The sequence below is a fragment of the Streptomyces sp. NPDC058145 genome, assembly GCF_042884245.1.
Classification (GTDB): Bacteria; Actinomycetota; Actinomycetes; order Streptomycetales; family Streptomycetaceae; genus Streptomyces.
In genome coordinates, this window is the sequence record NZ_JBHVUH010000019.1 from 87021 (window position 1) to 107760 (window position 20740).

At 71.0% G+C, this 20740-nt stretch carries 20 protein-coding genes; 9 read left to right on the plus strand and 11 right to left on the minus strand.

The annotated features are described in order from the left end of the window. Positions 1 to 192: 192 nt before the first annotated feature. Both ACFVVO_RS34040 and ACFVVO_RS34045 read right to left on the minus strand, forming a co-directional pair. Positions 193 to 1596: a glutamate decarboxylase gene (locus ACFVVO_RS34040; RefSeq protein WP_390060190.1), complete on the minus strand. Its 1404-nt coding sequence runs from the start codon at positions 1594 to 1596 to the stop codon at positions 193 to 195. Between the two features lie 30 nt (positions 1597 to 1626). After that, positions 1627 to 2913 (minus strand): ion channel protein, encoded by a 1287-nt coding sequence (locus ACFVVO_RS34045; RefSeq protein WP_390060192.1) that lies wholly within the window; start codon positions 2911 to 2913, stop codon positions 1627 to 1629. 112 nt (positions 2914 to 3025) lie between these two features. Here ACFVVO_RS34045 and ACFVVO_RS34050 point away from each other — a divergent pair, with 112 nt between their 5' ends. Then, complete coding sequence (locus tag ACFVVO_RS34050; RefSeq protein WP_390060194.1) at positions 3026 to 3787, plus strand: MerR family transcriptional regulator; 762 nt, start codon at positions 3026 to 3028, stop codon at positions 3785 to 3787. Between the two features lie 18 nt (positions 3788 to 3805). Here the strand turns inward: ACFVVO_RS34050 and ACFVVO_RS34055 are convergent, their stop codons facing one another. Further along, entirely contained in the window at positions 3806 to 4171 is a 366-nt protein-coding gene (locus tag ACFVVO_RS34055; RefSeq protein WP_250402311.1) for a YbjQ family protein, read from the minus strand. Between the two features lie 141 nt (positions 4172 to 4312). Between ACFVVO_RS34055 and ACFVVO_RS34060 the strand changes: the two genes are divergently transcribed. After that, positions 4313 to 5293, plus strand: coding sequence for a DedA family protein (locus ACFVVO_RS34060; RefSeq protein WP_390060196.1), 981 nt, complete (start codon positions 4313 to 4315; stop codon positions 5291 to 5293). Between the two features lie 5 nt (positions 5294 to 5298). Here ACFVVO_RS34060 and ACFVVO_RS34065 read toward each other — a convergent pair whose 3' ends face one another. After that, complete coding sequence (locus tag ACFVVO_RS34065) at positions 5299 to 6963, minus strand: threonine/serine exporter ThrE family protein (protein ID WP_390060198.1); 1665 nt, start codon at positions 6961 to 6963, stop codon at positions 5299 to 5301. Positions 6964 to 7077: 114 nt separating this feature from the next. Beyond that, entirely contained in the window at positions 7078 to 7569 is a 492-nt protein-coding gene (locus tag ACFVVO_RS34070; RefSeq protein ID WP_390060304.1) for an inorganic diphosphatase, read from the minus strand. A 79-nt stretch (positions 7570 to 7648) separates the two neighbouring features. On the opposite strand from ACFVVO_RS34070, the gene dacB reads away from it, so the two are divergent. The 7 genes from dacB to ACFVVO_RS34105 all read left to right on the plus strand — a co-directional run bounded on the left by dacB (position 7649) and on the right by ACFVVO_RS34105 (position 15564). Further along, on the plus strand, positions 7649 to 9250 hold the full coding sequence (gene dacB, locus ACFVVO_RS34075) for a D-alanyl-D-alanine carboxypeptidase/D-alanyl-D-alanine-endopeptidase (RefSeq protein WP_390060200.1): 1602 nt from the start codon (positions 7649 to 7651) through the stop codon (positions 9248 to 9250). A gap of 93 nt (positions 9251 to 9343) precedes the next feature. Then, the gene (locus tag ACFVVO_RS34080; RefSeq protein ID WP_390060202.1) at positions 9344 to 10477 is read left to right on the plus strand and encodes a zinc-dependent metalloprotease; all 1134 of its coding nucleotides are present in this window, start codon (positions 9344 to 9346) and stop codon (positions 10475 to 10477) included. Between the two features lie 193 nt (positions 10478 to 10670). Next, positions 10671 to 11729: a tRNA lysidine(34) synthetase TilS gene (gene tilS, locus ACFVVO_RS34085; RefSeq protein WP_390060204.1), complete on the plus strand. Its 1059-nt coding sequence runs from the start codon at positions 10671 to 10673 to the stop codon at positions 11727 to 11729. 86 nt (positions 11730 to 11815) lie between these two features. After that, positions 11816 to 12376 carry a hypoxanthine phosphoribosyltransferase gene (hpt, locus tag ACFVVO_RS34090; RefSeq protein ID WP_390060206.1) on the plus strand — a complete coding sequence of 187 codons (561 nt, stop codon included), beginning with the start codon at positions 11816 to 11818 and terminating at the stop codon, positions 12374 to 12376. A 195-nt stretch (positions 12377 to 12571) separates the two neighbouring features. Next, the gene (ftsH, locus tag ACFVVO_RS34095) at positions 12572 to 14611 is read left to right on the plus strand and encodes an ATP-dependent zinc metalloprotease FtsH (protein WP_390060208.1); all 2040 of its coding nucleotides are present in this window, start codon (positions 12572 to 12574) and stop codon (positions 14609 to 14611) included. Positions 14612 to 14722: 111 nt separating this feature from the next. Next, on the plus strand, positions 14723 to 15328 hold the full coding sequence (folE, locus tag ACFVVO_RS34100) for a GTP cyclohydrolase I FolE (protein WP_390060210.1): 606 nt from the start codon (positions 14723 to 14725) through the stop codon (positions 15326 to 15328). A gap of 68 nt (positions 15329 to 15396) precedes the next feature. Beyond that, complete coding sequence (locus tag ACFVVO_RS34105) at positions 15397 to 15564, plus strand: hypothetical protein (protein WP_390060211.1); 168 nt, start codon at positions 15397 to 15399, stop codon at positions 15562 to 15564. A gap of 4 nt (positions 15565 to 15568) precedes the next feature. Here the strand turns inward: ACFVVO_RS34105 and ACFVVO_RS34110 are convergent, their stop codons facing one another. The 6 genes from ACFVVO_RS34110 to ACFVVO_RS34135 form a co-directional block, all read right to left on the minus strand. Then, the gene (locus ACFVVO_RS34110) at positions 15569 to 16057 is read right to left on the minus strand and encodes a DUF3180 domain-containing protein (RefSeq protein WP_390060212.1); all 489 of its coding nucleotides are present in this window, start codon (positions 16055 to 16057) and stop codon (positions 15569 to 15571) included. A 57-nt stretch (positions 16058 to 16114) separates the two neighbouring features. Then, the gene (gene folK, locus ACFVVO_RS34115) at positions 16115 to 16726 is read right to left on the minus strand and encodes a 2-amino-4-hydroxy-6-hydroxymethyldihydropteridine diphosphokinase (protein WP_390060214.1); all 612 of its coding nucleotides are present in this window, start codon (positions 16724 to 16726) and stop codon (positions 16115 to 16117) included. Next, positions 16723 to 17082: a dihydroneopterin aldolase gene (gene folB / locus ACFVVO_RS34120; protein ID WP_390060216.1), complete on the minus strand. Its 360-nt coding sequence runs from the start codon at positions 17080 to 17082 to the stop codon at positions 16723 to 16725. Before folB ends, folK begins: the two co-directional genes overlap by 4 nt. Before the next feature lie 246 nt (positions 17083 to 17328). After that, positions 17329 to 17868 carry a nuclear transport factor 2 family protein gene (locus ACFVVO_RS34125; RefSeq protein ID WP_390060218.1) on the minus strand — a complete coding sequence of 180 codons (540 nt, stop codon included), beginning with the start codon at positions 17866 to 17868 and terminating at the stop codon, positions 17329 to 17331. Beyond that, positions 17865 to 18779 (minus strand): dihydropteroate synthase, encoded by a 915-nt coding sequence (folP, locus tag ACFVVO_RS34130; RefSeq protein WP_390060220.1) that lies wholly within the window; start codon positions 18777 to 18779, stop codon positions 17865 to 17867. The genes ACFVVO_RS34125 and folP overlap by 4 nt, the downstream gene beginning before the upstream one ends. A gap of 101 nt (positions 18780 to 18880) precedes the next feature. Then, the gene (locus ACFVVO_RS34135; RefSeq protein WP_390060222.1) at positions 18881 to 20695 is read right to left on the minus strand and encodes a phosphatidylglycerol lysyltransferase domain-containing protein; all 1815 of its coding nucleotides are present in this window, start codon (positions 20693 to 20695) and stop codon (positions 18881 to 18883) included. Positions 20696 to 20740 lie beyond the last annotated feature (45 nt).

The window sequence follows — 20740 nt, forward strand, 5'->3', positions numbered from 1 at the left end:
GCCGCGACGCCCGGCACGCTCCCCCGGAGGGGGCACCCCCACTCGCCGCACCGGCCGAAAGCCCGAGTACGCCCGGTACGAGGGCATCCGGCCGTCACTCCCCCGTCCTCCGGCCGGGGGGACCCCCAGAGCACGCACCGGACGCCGCGAGGCCCGCCCCGCGGGCGAACGACGCGACTTCACGGACACGACCTAGTGATGGAAGCTGGTGGCCCCCTCCCGGTCCTTGGTGAGGGGATGCGGCTGCCGGCGCAGCTCCGGCAGCAGGCGGCCCAGGTCGTCCACGAACAGGTCGGCCAGGTCGTGGGAGAAGCCGTTGCGGCACACGATCCGCAGCACCGCCAGGTCCTCGCGGTTCGGCGGGAAGGTGTAGGCGGGCAGCAGCCAGCCGTGCTCGCGCATCCGCCGGGAGACGTCGAAGACGTCGTAGGGCAGGCCGCCCTGGGTGGTGAAGGCGAACACCGGCAGCTCGTCCCCGCGCGTCAGCAGCCGGAAGTCGCCGAGCGCCTCGATCTTCCCGGCGAGCGCGCGCGCCACGTCCCGCGTGGTCTGCTGCACCGCCCGGTAGCCCTCACGGCCCAGCCGCAGGAACGTGTAGTACTGCGCGACGACCTGGGCGCCGGGGCGGGAGAAGTTCAGCGCGAACGTCGGCATGTCACCGCCCAGGTAGTTCACCCGGAAGACCAGCTCCTCGGGCAGCGCCTCCTTGTCCCGCCACAGGGCCCAGCCGACGCCCGGGTAGACCAGGCCGTACTTGTGCCCGGAGGTGTTGATCGACGCCACGCGCGGCAGCCGGAAGTCCCACACCAGGTCCTCGTCGAGGAACGGTGCGATCATCGCTCCGGAGGCCCCGTCCACGTGCACCGGAATGTCCAGCCCGGTGCGCTCCTGGAGGGCGTCCAGTGCGGCGCACAGCTCCGCGATCGGCTCGTACGACCCGTCGAAGGTGGAGCCGAGGATGCCGACGACACCGATGGTGTTCTCGTCGCACAGCTCGGCCGCCGCCCGCGGGTCCAGGTGGTACCGGTCGCCGTCCATGGGCACCAGACGGGCCTCCACCTCCCAGAAGTTGCAGAACTTCTCCCAGCAGACCTGGACGTTGACGCCCATGACCAGGTTCGGGCGTGCTCCCGGGTAGCGGTCGGCGTTGCGCTGCGCCCAGCGGCGCTTGAGCGCCATCCCGGCCAGCATGCAGGCCTCGCTCGAGCCCGTGGTCGAACAGCCCACGGCGGCCGACGGGTCCGGGGCGTTCCACAGGTCGGCGAGCATCGCCACACACCGCCGCTCCAGCTCGGCCGTGCGCGGGTACTCGTCCTTGTCGATCATGTTCTTGTCCCGGCACTCACCCATCAGCACCCCGGCCTGCGGCTCCATCCAGGTGGTGACGAAGGTGGCCAGGTTCAGCCGCGCGTTGCCGTCCAGCATCAGCTCGTCGTGCACCAGCTGGTACGCCGTGGACGGTGGCAGCGGGGTGTCGGGGAGCCGGTGCGTGGGAGGTGCCTCGGTCATCCCGCCGACCGGATTGGCCTCTCCGAAGAACGGGTTGACCGACATCAGGCGCTCTTCGTGCTTCTCCGGACCTTTGTGCAGGGCCATGACATGCCTCCAGACGGGGGGGGAACGAGGTCAGCGGACGGGGGTGCCGTCGTCGCGCAGCTGCATCTGCGGCCGCCCGGTCACCAGCAGCCAGGCCGGCAGTGAGGCGATGCAGAGCAGGGCGATGACGGCGGGGGAGGCCACCAGGACGGCGGCCGTGAACAGGCTCACCCAGCCCTGCCGGGTGATCGCCAGGAGCATGCCCAGCACGCTCGCGGAGACGCCCAGTGCGGCGGGTACGGCCGGGACGAGCGCGTGGGCGCACAGACCGAGCGCGGAGCCGATGAAGACGGCGGGGAAGATCCGGCCGCCCCGGAAGCCGCAGGAGGCCGCGACCAGCAGCGCAGCCAGCTTCACCACGGCCATGGTGGCGAACTGCCCGGCCGACCAGCCCGCCGGGTCACGCGCCAGCTCCCCCACCTCCGACAGCCCCTTGAAGAGGGTCAGATGACCGCCGAGGGCGGCCAGGGCGCCGAGCACGACACCGCCCGCCGGAAGCATCAGCATCGGGTGCCGTAACCGCTGGAAGGCCGCGTGGACGTAGGGGAAGGCGCGTACGGCGCACATACCGAGCACGGCGGCCACCGAGGCGAGCACCAGGGCCGCCAGCAGGTCCGTCCAGCGCGGGCGGCCCAGGGGCGGCAGGCCCAGGTCGAAGCCCGGGCGGTACAGCAACGAGGTGGTCAGCGCCCCGACCGCCGCCGCGGTCAGCGGCGCGAACAGGTTGTCCCACAGCAGCCCCCGGACCGGCCGTCCGGCCAGCGCCTCGGAGATGACGAGGGCCGCCGCCACCGGGGTGCCGAACAGCGCGCCGATCGTCGCCGCCTCCGCCAGCATCGGCCACAGGGCGCCCGGCATCCGGGACAGGAATCGCCCGCCGAGCCAGGCCGCCAGGCCGACGTTCACGGCGATGATCGGGTTCTCCGGGCCCAGGCTCGGCCCGCCCGCCAGCATCAGCCCGGTCGCCAGCACCAGACCCGGCAGTACCAGGGGCGGCAGCACCGGGGCGTCCAGACCGGTGGTCGCCGGATCCGGCCCGGCATGGCCCGGCACCTTCCAGACGACCAGCCCGACGGCGAGGCCGGTGGCCACCAGCATGACGAACATCCACAGCACCGAGTAGCGGCCCACGCCGAGCGCGTCCGGCAGCGGCCCCCACAGCACGTGCTGCAGTTGCTCCGCCGCCACGCTCAGGCCGACGTAGACGAGGCTCGCGGCCACGCCGACGGCGACGGCGGGCAGGATCAACGGCAGCAGGGCCCGCGCCGGGCTCGCCGGCCGGGTCGAGCGAGCCTGCTGCCCGGTGTCCTGGGTCACGTCGTCACGATAAGCGGACCCAACGCCGCGAACATCCGGAGCGCGTCCGGCTTGCACCTCACGTGGCGTGAGGCCGCAGCGTGGTGGCCGTACCGACGACAAGGAGCGGAAAGTGAGCTACTCCGTGGGACAGGTCGCGGGGTTCGCCGGAATCACGGTGCGCACCCTGCACCACTACGACGAGATCGGCCTGCTCGTACCCAGCGAGCGCACCCACGCCGGCCACCGGCGCTACAACGACGCCGACCTCGACCGGCTCCAGCAGATCCTGTTCCACCGCGAACTCGGCTTTCCGCTCGACGAGGTCGCGGCCCTGCTCGACGACCCGGACGCGGACCCGCGCGCGCACCTGCGCCGCCAGCACGAGCTGCTGACCGCCCGGATCGAGAAGCTGCAGAAGATGGCCGCGGCCGTGGAGCACGCCATGGAGGCACGCACGATGGGCATCAACCTCACCCCCGAGGAGCGGTTCGAGGTCTTCGGGGACAACGACCCCGAGAGGTACGCCGAGGAGACCGAGCGGCGCTGGGGCGGCACCGAGGCCTACGCCGAGTCGCAGCGCCGCGCCGCCCGCTACACCAAGGACGACTGGCGGCGCATGCAGGCCGAGACCGACGACTGGACCGGACGCTACGTCGCCCTGATGGCCGCCGGCGGGCAGCCGACCGACGAGGCGGCCATGGACCTGGCCGAGGAGCACCGCCGGCACATCGGCAAGTGGTTCTACGAGTGCCCGCACCCCATGCACCGCTGCCTGGGCGCGATGTACGTCGCCGACGAGCGCTTCAAGGCGTTCTACGACTCCACGCGGCCCGGCCTCGCCGAACACCTCAGCGAGGCGATCGCCGCCAACGCCGACCGCCACACGGCGTGATCCCGGGGCCCGGGAGGGCTACTCCCGGGCCAGCACGACGGCCGTGCCGTAGGCGCACACCTCCGTGCCCACGTCGGCCGCCTCGGTGACGTCGAAGCGGAACATCAGCACCGCGTTGGCCCCACGCGCGCGTGCCTGCTCCACCAGCCGCTCCATGGCCTGGTTGCGGGTCTGCACGAGCGTCTTCGTGAGCCCTCTCAGCTCGCCGCCGATCATCGACTTCAGCCCGGCACCGATCTGGCTGCCGATGTGCCGCGAGCGCACGGTCAGCCCGAAGACCTCGCCGAGCACCTGCTGCACCCGGTAACCGGGCACGTCGTTCGTGGTCACGACCAGCACGTCCGGCTGGGGCCCCTGGCCGCCGCCGTAGTCATCGAGTCCCATGAGTCACAGCTTTCTCCCGGTCGCACCACAGTGCATCCTGGAGACACCGGTGGAACCTGGGGCGGTCACGTCACGTTGGTAGCTTTGTGCGGCCCCCCCATGGACGCCGTAGCCGCCTCACCCCCTCAGGAGCCCGGACCCGTGACGACACTCGCCCTCGGCCCGAGCTGGCTGGACCCCCAGTACCTGCTGGACACCTACAGCATCTGGGGTCTGCTGCTCATCGTCTTCGCCGAGTCCGGCCTGCTCATCGGCTTCTTCCTGCCGGGTGACTCGCTGCTGTTCACCTGCGGTCTGCTGATCGCCACGAACCAGCTGGACTTCCCGCTGTGGGGCGCGATCGCCCTGATCTGCCTCGCCGCGATCCTCGGCGACCAGGCGGGCTACATGTTCGGCAAGAAGGTCGGGCCCTCCCTGTTCAACCGTCCGGACTCCCGGCTGTTCAAGCAGGAGAACGTCGCCAAGGCGCACGAGTTCTTCGAGAAGTACGGCCCGAAGTCCCTGATCCTGGCCCGCTTCGTGCCCGTCGTGCGCACCTTCACGCCGATCGTCGCCGGCGTCAGCGGTATGCGGTACCGCTCGTTCCTGACCTTCAACGTCATCGGTGGTGTCCTGTGGGGCGCGGGCGTCACCCTGCTGGGCTCCTGGCTGGGGCGGCACGCGCTCGTCAGGAACAACATCGAGGCGATCCTCATCCTGATCGTCCTCGTGTCGGTGATCCCGATCGCGATCGAGTACCTGCGCGCGCGGAGCAAGAACAAGAAGGCCGGGCAGCGGGAGGCGGCCGAGGCGCAGCCCGCACAGCAGCACCCGGTTCCCCGGTTCCAGCAGCAGCCGGTCATGGACGACGCGACGACCCGGCTGCGCCGCATCGAGCCGGAGGAGCCCTACCAGCAGCCCTACCGGCAGCAGCCCCAGCAGGAGCAGCAGCACTGGAACCAGGGCGGCTACGACAGCGACCAGTACTACGACCAGGGTCAGCACCAGCAGCCGCGGTACGACCAGAGCGGGCAGGGGTACGCCCAGAACGGACGCCAGTACGACCAGAACGGGTACGACCCGAACCAGTACGACCCGAACCAGTACCCCTACGGCAACCAGGGCGACTACCGCGGCCGCTGAGGCCGTCAGAAACCGCGGGTCCGCTTCGCCGCCCGCCGCTTGCCGGCGGAGCCGACCCGCAGGGTCAGCCGGGAGATCTCCGACCCGAGGTTGACCCCGATCGCGATCGCCATGGCCAGGGACGCCGCCTTGGCCAGCGACACCAGCCCCTTGTCGACCTCGTTCTGCGCCATGTTCAGCAGCCCGAAGTACGTGGCCGAACCCGGCAGCAGCGGCCCGATGGCCGCGGTCGTGTACGGCAGCGCCGACGCGAACCGGTACCGGGACAGCAACTGCCCGAACAGCCCCACCAGCCCCGCCGCCACCGCCGTGGAGGCCACCGGCGAGATCCCGCCCGCGTAGTGCATCGCGCCGTACACCGACCACGCCACGCCCCCGTTGAGCGTGACCGCCAGCACGGTGGACCGCTCCTGCTGCAGCAGCACGGCGAACGTCAGCGACAGCAGCATGGACGCGGCGATCTGCACCAGTGGCCGCTCGGAGATGCCGCCCAGCGCCGCGTCGGGATCCAGCTTGCCGCCCACCTTCACCCCGAAGTACAGGACGACCAGCACGCCGACGACGATGCCGACGAAGAAGTACATGACCTCCAGCAGACGCGCCGACGCTGTGATGTAGAAGCCCGTCAGGCCGTCCTGCACCCCCGCCACCAGCGCCCGCCCGGGCAGCAGCGCGAACAGCCCACCGGTGACCACCGCGGACGCGTTGACGCCGACATGCGTCAGCGAGAACGCCACCCCGATCGCCGCCGGCGGCATCGCGGCCACCGTGAACTGGTAGAACTCCGGAAGCCCGCGCCCCGCGCACAGCCAGGCCAGCCGGTCGCCGAGCATCGCGCCGAGCGCTGCGGCGATGAACACGATCAGATCACCGCCGACCAGTACCGAGGCCGCACCGGCCAGCAGCCCGCCGGCCAGCGTCAGCGCCCAGCCGGGGTACGGGTGCCGGTTGCGGCGGATCTCGGCCAGCCGCCGGTAGGCCTCCTCCAGGGAGACATGGGTCTCCGGGTCGGTCAGGTCGTCCACCAGATGGAACACGGCCGCGAGCCGGGTGTAGTCGGTGCCCCGCCGCCGTACCGTGCGCGAGGCCGTCACCGGGTCGTCCACCAGCGAGGGCTGATAGGAGATCGACAGCAGGGTGAAGGTGACGGTCGGCTCGCAGCGGTCCAGGCCGTAGGACCGGCACACCGCGAACATCGCGGCCTCCACGTCCTCCGCGCCCTCACCGCCGGCCAGCAGCAGCTCGCCGATACGCAGGGTCAGGTCGAGCACACGCGGAACCGCCGGGCCCTCGTCCTCGGCCCGCTGCACGGACTCGGGCGCCGGCCGCTCGGTCACCGGCATGCGCAGCATCGTGCGCATCCGGTCCTGCCACGGCGCGTCCTTGATCAGGCTGACCACGGGCACACCCGTCGCCGGGGTGAACGCCACCAGCGAGTCCTTGGCGCCGTAGGTGCGCGGCAGACTGAACGCCGACCCCTCCGGCTCGGCGCTCGACGGCGGCGGCGCCTGCAGCCCCTCGGGCACCGCGAACTCGGACGTGGTTTCCGACTCCACCCCGCCCCTGGGAACCGCCAGTCCCTCGGGAAGGGCGAACTCGGACGTGATCTCCGGGTCGTATGTGGTCCGCGCCTCGTCCGACCGGGGCTTGCGGTCCTCCGCCTCCGTCACCTCACACCGCTCCCTGAACGACACCTTCCGTAGGCCTCAGTATGCGCACGCGTACGCAAACGGGCCGCGCCACCCCACCAGGGTGCCGCGGCCCGCCTCGGGCAAACCGGCCGGTCAGTGGCCGCCCTGCTCCTTGAAGCGCTTGTACGACCGCTCGATCTCCGTCTCGGCGTCCGTGCGGCCCACCCAGTTGGCGCCCTCGACCGACTTGCCGGGCTCCAGGTCCTTGTACACCTCGAAGAAGTGCTGGATCTCCAGACGGTCGAACTCCGACACGTGGTGGATGTCGCGCAGGTGCTCCACGCGCGGGTCGGTGGCCGGAACGCACAGCAGCTTGTCGTCGCCGCCCGCCTCGTCCGTCATCCGGAACATTCCGATCGCGCGGCACTTGATCAGACAGCCCGGGAAGGTCGGCTCGTCAAGAATGACGAGCGCGTCCAGCGGGTCGCCGTCCTCGCCGAGGGTGTTCTCGACGAAGCCGTAGTCGGCCGGGTAGGCGGTCGAGGTGAAGAGACGACGGTCCAGGCGGATCCGACCGGTCTCGTGGTCCACCTCGTACTTGTTGCGCGAACCCTTCGGGATCTCGATCGTGACGTCGAACTCCACCGGTGGCTCCTCCATGATCAACACATAGTTCTGGTGATTAAGTGTCCCTCACGCAGGTGTGTGATCGCGAAAGGGGCTGGTGGTCGTGCCTGAGCAGAGGCCTTGGCGAGTCGCGGGACCGCATGTGCGGCGGATCGCGAACGCCGTACGACCGCGCCTGGCGCGTGCCGCGACGGCCGCGAAACCGCGGATCGCTCGGCTGACGAAGGCCGTGCGCCCCGAACTCGCGCACCTCCCCCGCCGGCGGACCGTCAGGACCTGGCAGTACACCGCGGGCGCCGCCACCGCCGGGCTGGCACTGGCCGCAGCGGTGGTGACCGCCACCGGTCCCTGGGACGCCAACGGTCAGCGTACGGCCGAGCGGGACCGGGCGACCGCCCTGGAGCGATCAGGTGGCGCAGATCACGGCGACTCCGGCACGAGCGCACAGACCCCCCAGGCCGCGCCGAGCGCCGCGGCCGTCCTCGCGGGCCTGGGCGGCACCACCGGCACCGTCACCACCAAGAAGGCCCCGCCCGGCCGGCAGGCCCTCACGGACGTCCTCGGACCCCTCCTGGACGTCCCGGCGCTCGGCTCCGGCCGCGGCGCGGCCGTCGTCGACGTCACCACCGGCACGCGGCTGTATGCCGCCGGGGCCGACCAGGCCCTCACCCCCGCCTCCACCACCAAGATCGCCACCGCGGTCGCCGCGCTGTCCGCCCTCGGCTCCGACCACCGCTTCACCACCCGCGCCGCGCTCGAACCCGACACCGGGGAACTGATCCTGACCGGCGGCGGCGACCCCACCCTCACCGCGCGCCGCGACGCCGGGGACTGGGCGAGCCTGCGCACCCTCGCCGCCGACACCGCCGCCACCCTCGCGAAGCGCGGCACCCACAAGATCACGCTGTCCTATGACACCACGCTCTTCTCCGGCCCCGCCCTTCACCCCATCGGCGTCAACGACAACCTCGCCCCGGTGAGCGCCCTGACCGCCGACGAGGGCCGCACCGACGACTCCACCAGCGGCCCCGCGGCCCGCGTCACCGACCCGGCCGCGGACGCCGCCCGCAAGTTCGCCGGCTTCCTCCACGACGCCGGCATCGAGACCACGCCCCCCGGCCCCTCCAAGGCCACCAGCCGCGCCGAGACCCTCGCCACCGTCTCCTCACCCACACTGGCCACCCTCGTCGAGCGCATGCTGACCAACAGCGACAACGACATCGCCGAGACCCTGGCCCGCCAGACCGCCCTCGCGAGCGGCGAGGCGGGCAGCTTCACCGGCGGCGCCAAGGCCATCGCCACCCAACTGCGCAAGCTCGGACTGCCGCTGTCCGGCACCTCCTTCCACGACGGCAGCGGCCTCGACCGCGACGACAGACTGACGGCGAACCTCCTCACCGCCCTCCTGGTCAAGGCCGGCGACCCCGCCCGCCCCGGCCTGAGGCCCGTCCTCACCGGCCTCCCCGTCGCCGGCTTCACCGGCACCCTGACCGACCGCTACACCCACGGCGCGGCCGGCGTCGTACGGGCGAAGACCGGCACGCTCACCGGCGTCAACACCCTGGCCGGCACGGCGGTCGACCGCGACGGACACCTGCTCGCCTTCGCCTTCATGGCCTCCGGCACGACCAGCGCCCAGGAGGCCCAGTCGGCCCTGGACGAGACGGCCACGGTGCTGGCGGGCTGCGGCTGCGGATAGCCCCCGCCGGAACGGGTCGCTGCCTTCCGCGGGCGACCCGGAACGCCCCCGTACGGCCTGCCCGAAATGGGACCGCTCACGTACCGTTGACGCATGACGAGCTTCGGTGGCACCGCATCTCCCGGGATGGTCGACTGGAACCTCGCGGTGGCGACCGCGACACGGCTCGTACGACCGGGCCCCGAAGTCAGCCGCGACGAGGCGAGGGACGTCGTCGCGGAACTGCGCCGGCACGCCAAGGCCTCGGAGGAACACGTCCGGGGCTTCACCCGGCTGGGCACCGAGGAGACACACGACACCCCCGTCCTGGTCGTCGACCGCCCCGGCTGGGTCCGGGCCAACGTCGCCGGCTTCCGGGAACTCCTCAAGCCCCTCCTGGACAAGATGCAGGAACGGCGCGGCGGCAACCCGGGCAACGCCGTCCTCGGCGCCGTCGGCGGCAAGGTCACCGGCGTCGAACTCGGCATGCTGCTGTCCTTCCTCGCCTCCCGCGTCCTCGGCCAGTACGAGACCTTCGCCCCGGCCTCCCGCGACCTGCCCGCCGGGGAGAACGGCGGCGGCCGGCTGCTCCTCGTCGCGCCCAACATCGTCCACGTGGAACGCGAACTCGACGTCGAGCCGCACGACTTCCGGCTCTGGGTGTGCCTGCACGAGGAGACGCACCGCACCCAGTTCACCGCCGTGCCCTGGCTCCGCGACCACCTCGAGGGCGAGATCCAGTCGTTCTTGGCGGAGACCGACGTCGACCCGATGACCGTCCTGGAACGCGTCCGGCAAGCCGCCCAGTCCCTCGCCGGCGGCCGTCCCGAGGGCGAGGAGGACGACGGCGGGCGCTCCTTCGTCGAACTGGTGCAGACCCCGGCCCAGCGCGAGATCCTCGGCCGCCTCACCGCCGTCATGTCCCTGCTCGAGGGCCACGCCGACTTCGTCATGGACGGAGTCGGCCCCCAGGTCGTGCCGAGCGTCGCCGAGATCCGCGAGAAGTTCCAACAGCGCCGCGCCAAGGGCGCCTCCCGGCTCGACCTCGCCCTGCGCAAACTGCTCGGCCTGGACGCCAAACTCAAGCAGTACCGGGACGGCGAACGCTTCGTGCGCGCCGCCGTCGACCAGGTCGGCATGGATGGCTTCAACCGCGTCTGGACCTCGCCCAACACCCTGCCCACCAAGGCGGAGATCGCCAAACCGGCGGACTGGGTCGCACGGGTGCACCGCAAGGCCGAGTCGTGAACCACGCCGCGAGGCCGTGACACGAATCCGGCCGACGGCAGGCGAACGCCCCTTCAATCACCCGTCCGAGGGACCGTGAGCCATGGGTAGGCGTGCAATGCTCGGGGAACGGCCCGCTTCTGTCACCATCGACACACTCTGAGTGACCGATCCTCGGGCTCACCCCCCGAAAACTTCATGAAGGGAACCGGACATGGGTCCCCATCCATCGGTCGCGGCGATACGCCTGGCGGTCCGCCGCGTCCTCCACGACATCCTGACCGACCACAGCAGCACCATCGGACTAAGCACCGGGCACATCCGGACCGCCGCCGGGCGGGGTCCGGCCGAGCGGCCCCCCTCCCCGCTCGTGCTCGTCGCGTGCTCCGGCGGCGCCGACTCCATGGCGCTCGCCTCCGCCCTCGCCTTCGAAGCCCCCAAACTCGGCGTCCGCGCCGGCGGCATCACCGTCGACCACGGCCTCCAGCCAGGCTCCGGACTACGCGCCGACGAGGTCGTGCTCAAGCTGCGCGGACTCGGCCTCGACCCCGTCGAGTCCATCGCCGTGACCGTCGGCCGCGAAGGCGGACCCGAGGCCGCCGCCCGCGACGCCCGCTACGCTGCCCTGGACGCGGCGGCCGAACGCCACGGCGCCACCGCCGTCCTGCTCGGCCACACCCGCGACGACCAGGCCGAAACCGTCCTGCTCGGCCTCGCGCGCGGCTCCGGCATCCGCTCCTTGTCCGGAATGGCCGCGGTCTCGGGGGCCGGCGGCCGTTACCGGCGCCCCTTCCTTTCCCTGGACCGGCAGACCGCCCGCAAGGCCTGCATGGCCCAGTCCCTGTCGGTCTGGGACGACCCGCACAACGCCGACCCCGCCTACACCCGCTCCCGGCTCCGGCACGAAGGCCTGCCCGCCCTGGAGAAGGCCCTCGGCAAGGGCGTCGTGGAAGCGCTCGCCCGCACCGCCAAGCTCTCCCGCGACGACGCCGACGCCCTCGACACCTGGGCCAGTCAGGCCGAAGCCTCCGTACGCGACGCCACCGGTCTCCTGGAGTGCGCCAAGCTCTACGCCCTCCCGCCCGCTGTACGCCGCCGCATCCTGCGCCGCGCCGCCATCGAGGCCGGTGCCCCGGCCGGATCGCTCTTCGCCCGCCACATCGAGGAAGTCGACCGGCTCATCACCGGATGGCGCGGCCAGGGAGTCATCAATCTCCCGGGCAAAGTCGTCGCCCGGCGCCAGGGTGGCAGACTGGTGATTCGGCAGGGCTGACATCGCGGCTCCGGAGGAACCCCTCCGGCAGGCCGGGCAGCCGGAGGCACGCGAGTGCGGCCGTAAGTGCGGGACGACCGAAAGTGATGCGGGTGGACGCGAACGACATGGGTGCCGACCTTCAGCGGGTACTCATCACCAAAGAAGAGATCGACGCGAAGCTGGCCGAGCTGGCCGCGAAGATCGACGCGGAGTACGCGGGCAAGGACCTGCTCATCGTCGGCGTCCTCAAGGGCGCGGTGATGGTCATGGCGGATCTGGCCCGGGCGCTGTCCACCCCCGTCACCATGGACTGGATGGCCGTGTCCTCCTACGGCGCGGGCACCCAGTCCTCCGGTGTCGTCCGCATCCTCAAGGACCTCGACACCGACATCAAGGGCAAGCACGTCCTGATCGTCGAGGACATCATCGACTCCGGCCTGACCCTGTCCTGGCTGATCAACAACCTCGGCTCGCGCGAGCCCGCCGCCCTCAAGGTGTGCACGCTGCTGCGCAAGCCGGACGCCGCCAAGGTCGCCATCGACGTCGAGTGGGTCGGCTTCGACATCCCGAACGAGTTCGTCGTCGGCTACGGCCTCGACTACGCCGAGAAGTACCGCAACCTGCCGTTCGTCGGTACGCTCGCGCCCCACGTCTACGGCGGCTGAGCCAACCGGGCCATTCCCTGTAGGACGATCGGGAACCCCAGCGGGTTTCTCCGCGTTGGAGCATGCAGAGACGGGATTGCCGGCCGTCGATGCCGCTCCGTGCGGCTTCGGGCAACAATGCTGGGGTACCGTCAGAAGAACTGTCTTATCAAACTCACTATGGCAGGAGGGACGGGGCGACACCGCTCCGTATGGATGGACGTGAAGCGATACTTCCGTGGGCCGGTCATGTGGATCGTGCTGGCCGTCCTTGCCGTGGTCGTGTTGATGCAGGTCGTCGGCTCGTCCGGCGGCTACAAGACGGTTGACACCGGCCAAGTCGTGGCGGCGATCAACGACAACAGGGTTCAGTCGGCCAAGCTCACCACCGGTGACGAGCAGACCGTCAAGGTCGAGCTCAAGGATGGTCAGAAGGTCGACGGCAGCTCCAAGATCCAGGCGAGCTACATCGGCGACCAAGGCGTGACCATCGCCAGCACGCTGCAGAGCAAGTACCAGGAAAAGCAGATTCCGGACGGCTACACGGTGTCGCCGTCCAAGCAGAACCCGTTCCTCGGCGTCCTGCTCTCCCTGCTGCCCTTCGTCCTCATCGTGGTCGTCTTCCTGTTCCTGATGAATCAGATGCAGGGCGGCGGCTCCCGGGTCATGAACTTCGGCAAGTCCAAGGCCAAGCTCATCACCAAGGACACCCCGAAGACGACGTTCAGCGACGTCGCCGGCTGTGACGAGGCCGTCGAGGAACTCCACGAGATCAAGGAGTTCCTGCAGGAACCGGCCAAGTTCCAGGCCGTCGGCGCCAAGATCCCCAAGGGCGTGCTGCTGTACGGCCGTCCGGGTACCGGCAAGACCCTGCTCGCCCGCGCCGTGGCCGGCGAGGCCGGAGTCCCCTTCTACTCGATCTCCGGTTCCGACTTCGTCGAGATGTTCGTCGGTGTCGGTGCCTCCCGGGTCCGCGACCTGTTCGAGCAGGCGAAGGCCAACGCCCCGGCGATCGTCTTCGTCGACGAGATCGACGCGGTCGGCCGCCACCGCGGCGCCGGCCTCGGCGGTGGACACGACGAGCGCGAGCAGACGCTGAACCAGCTGCTCGTCGAGATGGACGGCTTCGACGTCAAGGGTGGCGTCATCCTCATCGCGGCCACCAACCGGCCCGACATCCTCGACCCGGCCCTCCTGCGCCCCGGCCGTTTCGACCGGCAGATCGCGGTCGACCCGCCGGACCTGCAGGGCCGCATGGAGATCCTCAAGGTCCACCAGAAGGGCAAGCCGGTCGCGCCCGACGTCGACCTGGCCGCCGTCGCCCGCCGCACGCCCGGCATGACGGGCGCCGACCTCGCCAACGTGCTGAACGAGGCAGCCCTGCTCACCGCCCGCGGTGACCAGAAGCTGGTCGACAACAAGGCGTTGGACGAGGCGATCGACCGCGTGGTCGCGGGCCCGCAGAAGCGGACCCGGATCATGTCGGACAAGGAGAAGAAGATCACCGCGTACCATGAGGGCGGTCACGCCCTGGTCGCCGCGGCCTCACCGAACTCCGACCCGGTCCACAAGATCACCATCCTGTCCCGGGGCCGCGCCCTCGGCTACACGATGGTGCTCCCGGACGAGGACAAGTACTCGACCACCCGCAACGAGATGCTCGACCAGCTCGCCTACATGCTGGGCGGCCGGGCGGCGGAGGAACTGGTCTTCCACGACCCGACCACCGGCGCCGCCAACGACATCGAGAAGGCCACCAACCTGGCCCGCGCGATGGTCACGCAGTACGGCATGACCGAGCGGCTCGGCGCGATCAAGTTCGGCGGGGACAACAGCGAGCCCTTCCTCGGACGTGACATGACTCACCAGCGCGACTACTCCGAAGAGGTCGCCGCGCTGGTGGACGAAGAGGTCAAGAAGCTCATCGAGACCGCTCACAACGAGGCCTGGGAAATCCTGGTCGAGAACCGCGACGTGTTGGACAACCTCGTCCTGGCTCTCCTCGAGAAGGAGACCCTGGGCAAGGAGGAGATCGCCGAGGTCTTCGCCACGATCCACAAGCGCCCGCCGCGGCCCGCGTGGACCGGCTCCTCCCGCCGCACCCCCTCCACCCGCCCGCCGGTGCTCTCTCCCAAGGAGCTGGCACTGACCAACGGTGCGAACGGCGCGACGGCGGCCATCAGCACGGCCAAGTCCACGGTCTCGGACACCGTCCCGGTGACCGAGCAGACACCGGAGGACCGCCCCGAGAGCTGACCCGCTCCGGCCAACGGGCCCGGAATGAATGCCGCACCCCCCAGGTTCTAGCCTGGGGGGTGCGGCATTTTCGTATGCCCGCGGGCAAGACGTACAGGAACGAGGCACCAGATGACCGACCCCGTGACGCTGGCCGGCGAAGGCTTCATCGGCGAGTTCGATGAGAAGCGCGCCGAGAACGCCGTTCGGGAACTCCTGATCGCGGTCGGCGAGGACCCGGACCGCGAGGGATTGAGGGAGACGCCGGCGCGGGTGGCGCGAGCGTACCGGGAGCTCTTGGCGGGGCTCTGGCAGAAGCCCGAGGACGTACTGACGACGACGTTCGACCTGGGGCACGACGAGATGGTCCTGGTCAAGGACATCGAAATCGTAAGCTTGTGCGAACATCATCTTTTGCCATTTCATGGCGTGGCGCATGTCGGCTACATCCCGGCCGAAACAGGCAAGATCACCGGTCTGTCGAAGCTGGCCCGCCTGGTCGAGGTGTTCGCGCGCCGCCCGCAGGTGCAGGAGCGACTCACCACCCAGATCGCGGATTCCCTCGTCCGGATCCTCGAAGCCCGTGGCGCGATCGTCGTCATCGAGGCCGAGCACATGTGCATGTCGGTACGGGGCATCCGGAAGCCCGGCGCCAAGACCACCACATCGGCGGTCCGTGGCCAGCTTCGGGACGCTACGACCCGTGCCGAGGCGATGAGCCTGATACTGGCGCACTGACCCGATCGGCAGCGGTGCCCGACACCGTCCCTTGATCAGTGATGTGATCACTGATCAAGGGGGATCGAGTGCAGTACGGCTTACCGAGCAAGCGGACGGTGTACGCCGTGGGTGGAAGTCTGCAGGCCCGCGAGGTCGCCGAGGTGGTGACCGGCCACCTCACCTTCAGCCACCGCCTGGACCCGGCGCTCCCTGGCTTCCTGGTCGACGGTCACCTGGCCCGTCAGCCCTGGTGAACCCTCAAGCCACCGGCTCCGCGCCGGTGTGGTTCTGGTCGTCTTCCTCGGGGAGTTTGCAGACCCGTTCGAGGAACAGGGCCGACGCTATGACGGCGATGCCGGCCAGGACCGAGAAGCCGGCGTAGAGGGCCTGGTCGCGGCGGGCGGGGATGTCGAGGAGTTCCAGGAGGAAGACGCCCGTGCCGCCGTACATACCGGCGACGAGGGCGGCCACCAGGGCGCTGGCCTGGCCGAAGACGACTGCTCGGGCTGCCATCAGGGGGTCGACCCCCTTCGCGCCGGGGCGCCGCTCGCGCTGGGCCTTGAAGCGGGCGCGCAGCGAGAGTGCCGTGGCGAGCAGGACCACCGCGATCAGGGCGAGCACGACGGGGGCGGCCAGGGGGACGCCGGGCAGGGTCCCGATCGAGTTCCAGAGGCGGGCGCCCGCCCAGGACAGGACTCCGGCCACGACGAACACGCCGGCCAGCACCCTGATGCGCAGCTGTTTCACGGTGTCCCTTCAGCTCCCCCGGACCGTCCCGGACTGTGGTCGTCTTGACCTTAACGACTACTCGGGCAGTCGGAGTTCCAGGTCCGTGCGTGCTTCTACGCCGTGGCGGGTGACGCCCGACAGCAGATCGGCCACCGGGCCCAGGCCGGGGAGCTGTGCCTCCGGGTCGACGTCGTGCCAGGGCGCGAGCACGAAGGCGCGTTCGTGGGCGCGCGGGTGGGGGAGGGTGAGCCGCGGGTCGTCGGAGGTGACGTCGGCGTAGGCGACGATGTCGACGTCCAGGGTGCGCGGTCCCCAGTGCTCGTCGCGGACCCGGTGGAAGGCCTCCTCGACGGCGTGGGCCCGCTCCAGCAGGGAGGACGGGGGCAGCGTGGTCTTGAGGACCACTACCGCGTTGAAGTAGGAGGGCTGCGAACCCGGTTCGACGCCCCACGGTTCGGTCTCGTAGACGGGGGAGACCGCCTTCACCCGGACGCCGGGGGTGTCCTCGAGGGCGTCGACGGCCCCCTGAAGGGTCTCCAGGCGGTTGCCGAGGTTGGAGCCGATGGAGATCACGGCCCGTTTGGGGTTGCTCAGCGTGGTGTCGGCGGCGTCGACCTGCTCGACGACCGCGGCGGGCACCGGCTGGACGGTCGGGTCGCTGTGACCCTGGGTGAAAGGTCGGGTCATACTCGGCTCCGGGTGATGGTGACGGTCACGTCGTCGAAGGGCACGGTGATCGGGGCGTCCGGCTTGTGGACGCAGACCTCGACCTCCTGGACCGCTTCGTGCTTCAGGCAGGTCTGGGCGATCCGCTCGGCGAGGGTCTCGATGAGGTTCACCGGCTCGCCCTCGACCACGGCCACGACCTCCTCGGCGACGATGCCGTAGTGCACGGTCCTCGTCAGGTCGTCGTCGGCGGCGGCCGGCCGGGTGTCCAGGCCGAGGACGAGATCGACGAGGAAGGTCTGGCCCTCCTCGCGTTCCTTGGGAAACACGCCGTGGTGCCCGCGGGCCTTCAGGCCGCGCAGCGCGACACGATCCACGCGAATCACTCCTGCAATCGTCGGGAACGGCCGGGCGGTGCCACGTGCGGACGGCACACCGGCCTTGGACGAATCTACCTGCGGGCGCTGACAGAGCCGGGGCAGCGGGGCGCGGGCCGGGCCGGGACCCGGAGGTTTCATCGCGTGTTCTCCCCGGGAACCCGGCCGTGTCATGGGCTGGTAGCCGCTCCTACCCCCGGTTCGTGATTCCAACCACTTCTCGGCTCCCGTGGGGCGCGCGGCCGTTCAGAGCAGGGGATCGTCGTCCGGATTCACGCCGTTGATCCCGTCCTGCCCGTTCTCGTCATCCTCGTCGCTTTCGGTCAGCACGGGTGATGCGTGGTGCGACCAGAGCTTCCAGCCGGTGGGCGTGCGGCGGAAGACGTTCGTGGCGACGACGAGCTGGCCGAGCAGGGGGCCGAGCTCGGCGCCGTCCTCGGGGGCCGGGCCGCCGCTGAGGATGTTCTCGGTGCAGGTCACCAGGGCGGTGTCACCGGTGACCGAGACATGTACGTCGGTGAGGAAGAACTGGATGTAGTCGGTGTTCGCCATGATCAGCGCGTACGACCTGAGGACCTCGGCGCGACCGGTGAGCACCGGCCAGCCGGGGTGGACGCAGGAGACCACGCCGGTGTCGGCCGGGTCGTGGTACTCCTCGTCGACGCCCAGGTCGGTGGGCACGAGCCAGAGGGAGGACAGTTCCTCGAAATCTCCGCGCTCCATCGCCTCGTAGAAGGCGGTGTTGGCGGCCTCCACCTGTTCGACGTCGGTGTGGGGGGCGCTCACCGGGCTCCTTCCGCCCCGAGCTCGCCGCCCGCGCCCCGCGCGGACCGTTTTGTGCGCGCTCCCTCCACGGCGCGCGCGACCCGTACCGCGTCCGCGCTGGCGTGTACCTCGTGCACGCGTACCGCCCAGGCGCCGGCCTGTGCGGCGAGCGCGGAGACGGCGGCCGTGGCGGCGTCGCGTTCCCGGGCCGGCGGCGGAGCGCCCTGCGGGCCGGCGAGGACGCGGCCGAGGAACCGCTTGCGGGAGGCGGCGACGAGCAGCGGGTGGCCGAGGGCGCGCAGACGGTCGAGGTGGGCGAGGAGGGCGAGGTCGTGCTCGGCCTCCTTGGAGAAGCCGAGGCCGGGGTCGACCACGATGCGGTCGGGGGCGATGCCGCCCGCCAGCACGGCCTCCACGCGCGCGCGCAGTTCGTCGACGACCTCGGCGACGACGTCCTCGTAGGCGCCCTGGACGTTGCCGCCCTCGAGGAAGCCGCGCCAGTGCATGACGACGAAGGGCGCGCCGGTGGCGGCGACCACGGGGATCATCGCGGGGTCGGCCAGGCCGCCGCTGACGTCGTTGACGAGGGCGGCGCCGGCGGTGAGGGACTGTTCGGCGACACGCGCGCGCATGGTGTCGACGGAGACGACGACGCCCTCGGAGGCGAGGCCGCGGACGACGGGGATGACGCGCCTGAGTTCCTCGGCCTCGTCGACGCGGGTGGCGCCCGGGCGGGTGGACTCGCCGCCGACGTCGACCAGGTCCGCGCCCTGGGCGACCAGCTCCAGGCCGTGCTTGACGGCGGCGGTCGTGTCGAACCAGCGGCCGCCGTCGGAGAAGGAATCGGGGGTCACGTTCACGACTCCCATGACCGCGCAGCGGTCCCATGCCGGAAGCCCTGCCACTCGGCCGCGCCCGCTGAGGTTGTTCATACCTTCAGCGTAGGCCCAGGGGGGTGCCGTGAACGCGCGGCGGCGCCCCCGCCCGTGCCGGGTGGGGGCGCCGCGGAAGGCCGGGGCGCCCGTCGCGCGGCTCAGGCCGCCCGGATGTCGCGTTCCACGACCGCGTGCGCGCAGGGGCGCTCGACGGCCGCCCCGCGCCGGCGCAGGAAGCGCGGCAGCGGCAGGGCGAGGTCGAGGAAGCCCTCGGCCTGCATGGTGGCGAAGCCGATGCGGGGCAGGTCGGCCGAGGCGCGGTAGACGACGAAGCGGGGCTCCCAGCGGGGCTGGAACTTGGCGTTGAACTTGTACAGCGACTCGATCTGGAACCAGCGGGAGAGGAAGACCAGCAGCCCGCGCCAGGCGCGCAGCACCGGGCCCGCGCCGATCTTCTCCCCGCGCGCGAGGGCGGAGCGGAACATCGCGAAGTTCAGTGAGACCCGCGTGACGCCGAACTTCGGGGCGGCCTGCAGGGCGGCGACGATCAGCAGTTCGTTCATGCCGGGGTCGGCGGCCCGGTCGCGGCGCATGAGGTCCAGCGAGACGCCGTCCTCGCCCCAGGGCACGAAGTGCAGGATCGCCTTCAGGTCCCCGTACTCGCCGGGCTCCTCCTCGGCCTTGTGGGCGGTGGCGATCAGGCAGTCGCCGTCGGCGGCGTCCCCGATGCGGCCGAGCGCCATGGAGAAGCCGCGTTCGGTGTCGGTGCCACGCCAGTCCTCCGCCGCCCGGCGGATACGCTCCAGTTCGGCGTCGCCGAGGTCACGGATGCGCCGTACCCGGGTCTCGTAGCCGGCCCGCTCGATGCGCTTGACCATCTGGCGCACATTGCGCATCGCGCGTCCGGCCAGTGAGAAATCCGCCACGTCGACCACCGCCTCGTCGCCCAGCTCCAGGGCGTCGAGTCCGGTCTCGCGGGTCCACACCTCGCCGCCGGTCTCGGAGCAGCCCATGACGGCGGGCGTCCAGGAGTGCGCCCTTGCCTCGTCCATGAAGCGTTCGATGGCGCCGGGCCAGGCCTCGACGTCGCCGATCGGGTCACCGCTGGCGAGCATCACGCCGGAGACGACGCGGTAGGTGACGGCCGCCTTGCCGCTGGGGGAGAAGACGACCGCCTTGTCGCGGCGCAGCGCGAAGTGGCCGAGGGAGTCACGCCGGCCGTGCCGGTCCAGCAGCGCGCGGAGCCTGGCCTCGTCCTCCTCGGTGAGGCGGGCGGCCGGGTGCTCGGGGCGGAAGGCCAGGTAGACGGTGGTGGCCGTGGTGAGCCAGCCGAGCGCGCCCAGGGAGAAGGCGACGGTCCACGAGGTGTTGCCGGCGTAGTCCACCGGGCCCTCGAAGCCGAACAGGCCGTACAGGACGTGGGTCAGGCGGTCGGCGAGACTCGGGTCGCCGATCGTCCGGCCCGGGTGGACGCTGACGATGACCAGGCCGAGGGCGAGCGAACCGGCGCTCATCAGGACGAAGTTGGCGAGCGCGCGCCAGCGGCTGCGGGGGTCGGGCAGGGCGGCGAACTCGTCGCGGTGGCGCAGCAGCGGCACCAGCAGCGCCACCGATATGAGCATGCCGATGAGGGAGTGCCGGTAGACGAACTGGGCCACCGCGCCTGCCGGGAGGAGGGCGACCGCGGCACGCCATGCCCGGCGCTTGCGCCGCCTCAGCCCGTGCGCGAGCAGCAGCAACAGCACGCCGGAGCTCAGCGACAGGGCCGCGGCGAAGGGTCCGAAGGAGCCGGGCAGCACCTCGGCCATGGCGTGCATACGGCTGTGGCGAAAGCGCGGGAAGACACCCGCGGCGATGTCCAGAACGCCCACGACGGCGCACGCCCTGGCGACCAGGGTGGGAACGGCCTCGGGGCGCGGGCCGCGCAGGATGCGCCGCGCCCGGCTTGATCGGCTCGGAACCTCGCCCGACATTTCCCCATCTATCCTGACAGACATCGCATCCCGTAGTTCTGCGAG

Coding starts and splice junctions, on each gene's coding strand:
- ACFVVO_RS34040 (WP_390060190.1), bottom strand. CDS start 1,596: ATGGCCCTGCACAAAGGTCCGGAGAAGCACGAAGAGCGCCTGATGTCG.
- ACFVVO_RS34055 (WP_250402311.1), bottom strand. CDS start 4,171: ATGGGACTCGATGACTACGGCGGCGGCCAGGGGCCCCAGCCGGACGTG.
- ACFVVO_RS34080 (WP_390060202.1), top strand. CDS start 9,344: ATGACGAGCTTCGGTGGCACCGCATCTCCCGGGATGGTCGACTGGAAC.
- tilS (WP_390060204.1), top strand. CDS start 10,671: ATGGGTCCCCATCCATCGGTCGCGGCGATACGCCTGGCGGTCCGCCGC.
- hpt (WP_390060206.1), top strand. CDS start 11,816: ATGCGGGTGGACGCGAACGACATGGGTGCCGACCTTCAGCGGGTACTC.
- ftsH (WP_390060208.1), top strand. CDS start 12,572: ATGGACGTGAAGCGATACTTCCGTGGGCCGGTCATGTGGATCGTGCTG.
- folE (WP_390060210.1), top strand. CDS start 14,723: ATGACCGACCCCGTGACGCTGGCCGGCGAAGGCTTCATCGGCGAGTTC.
- folK (WP_390060214.1), bottom strand. CDS start 16,726: ATGACCCGACCTTTCACCCAGGGTCACAGCGACCCGACCGTCCAGCCG.
- folP (WP_390060220.1), bottom strand. CDS start 18,779: ATGAACAACCTCAGCGGGCGCGGCCGAGTGGCAGGGCTTCCGGCATGG.
- ACFVVO_RS34135 (WP_390060222.1), bottom strand. CDS start 20,695: ATGTCGGGCGAGGTTCCGAGCCGATCAAGCCGGGCGCGGCGCATCCTG.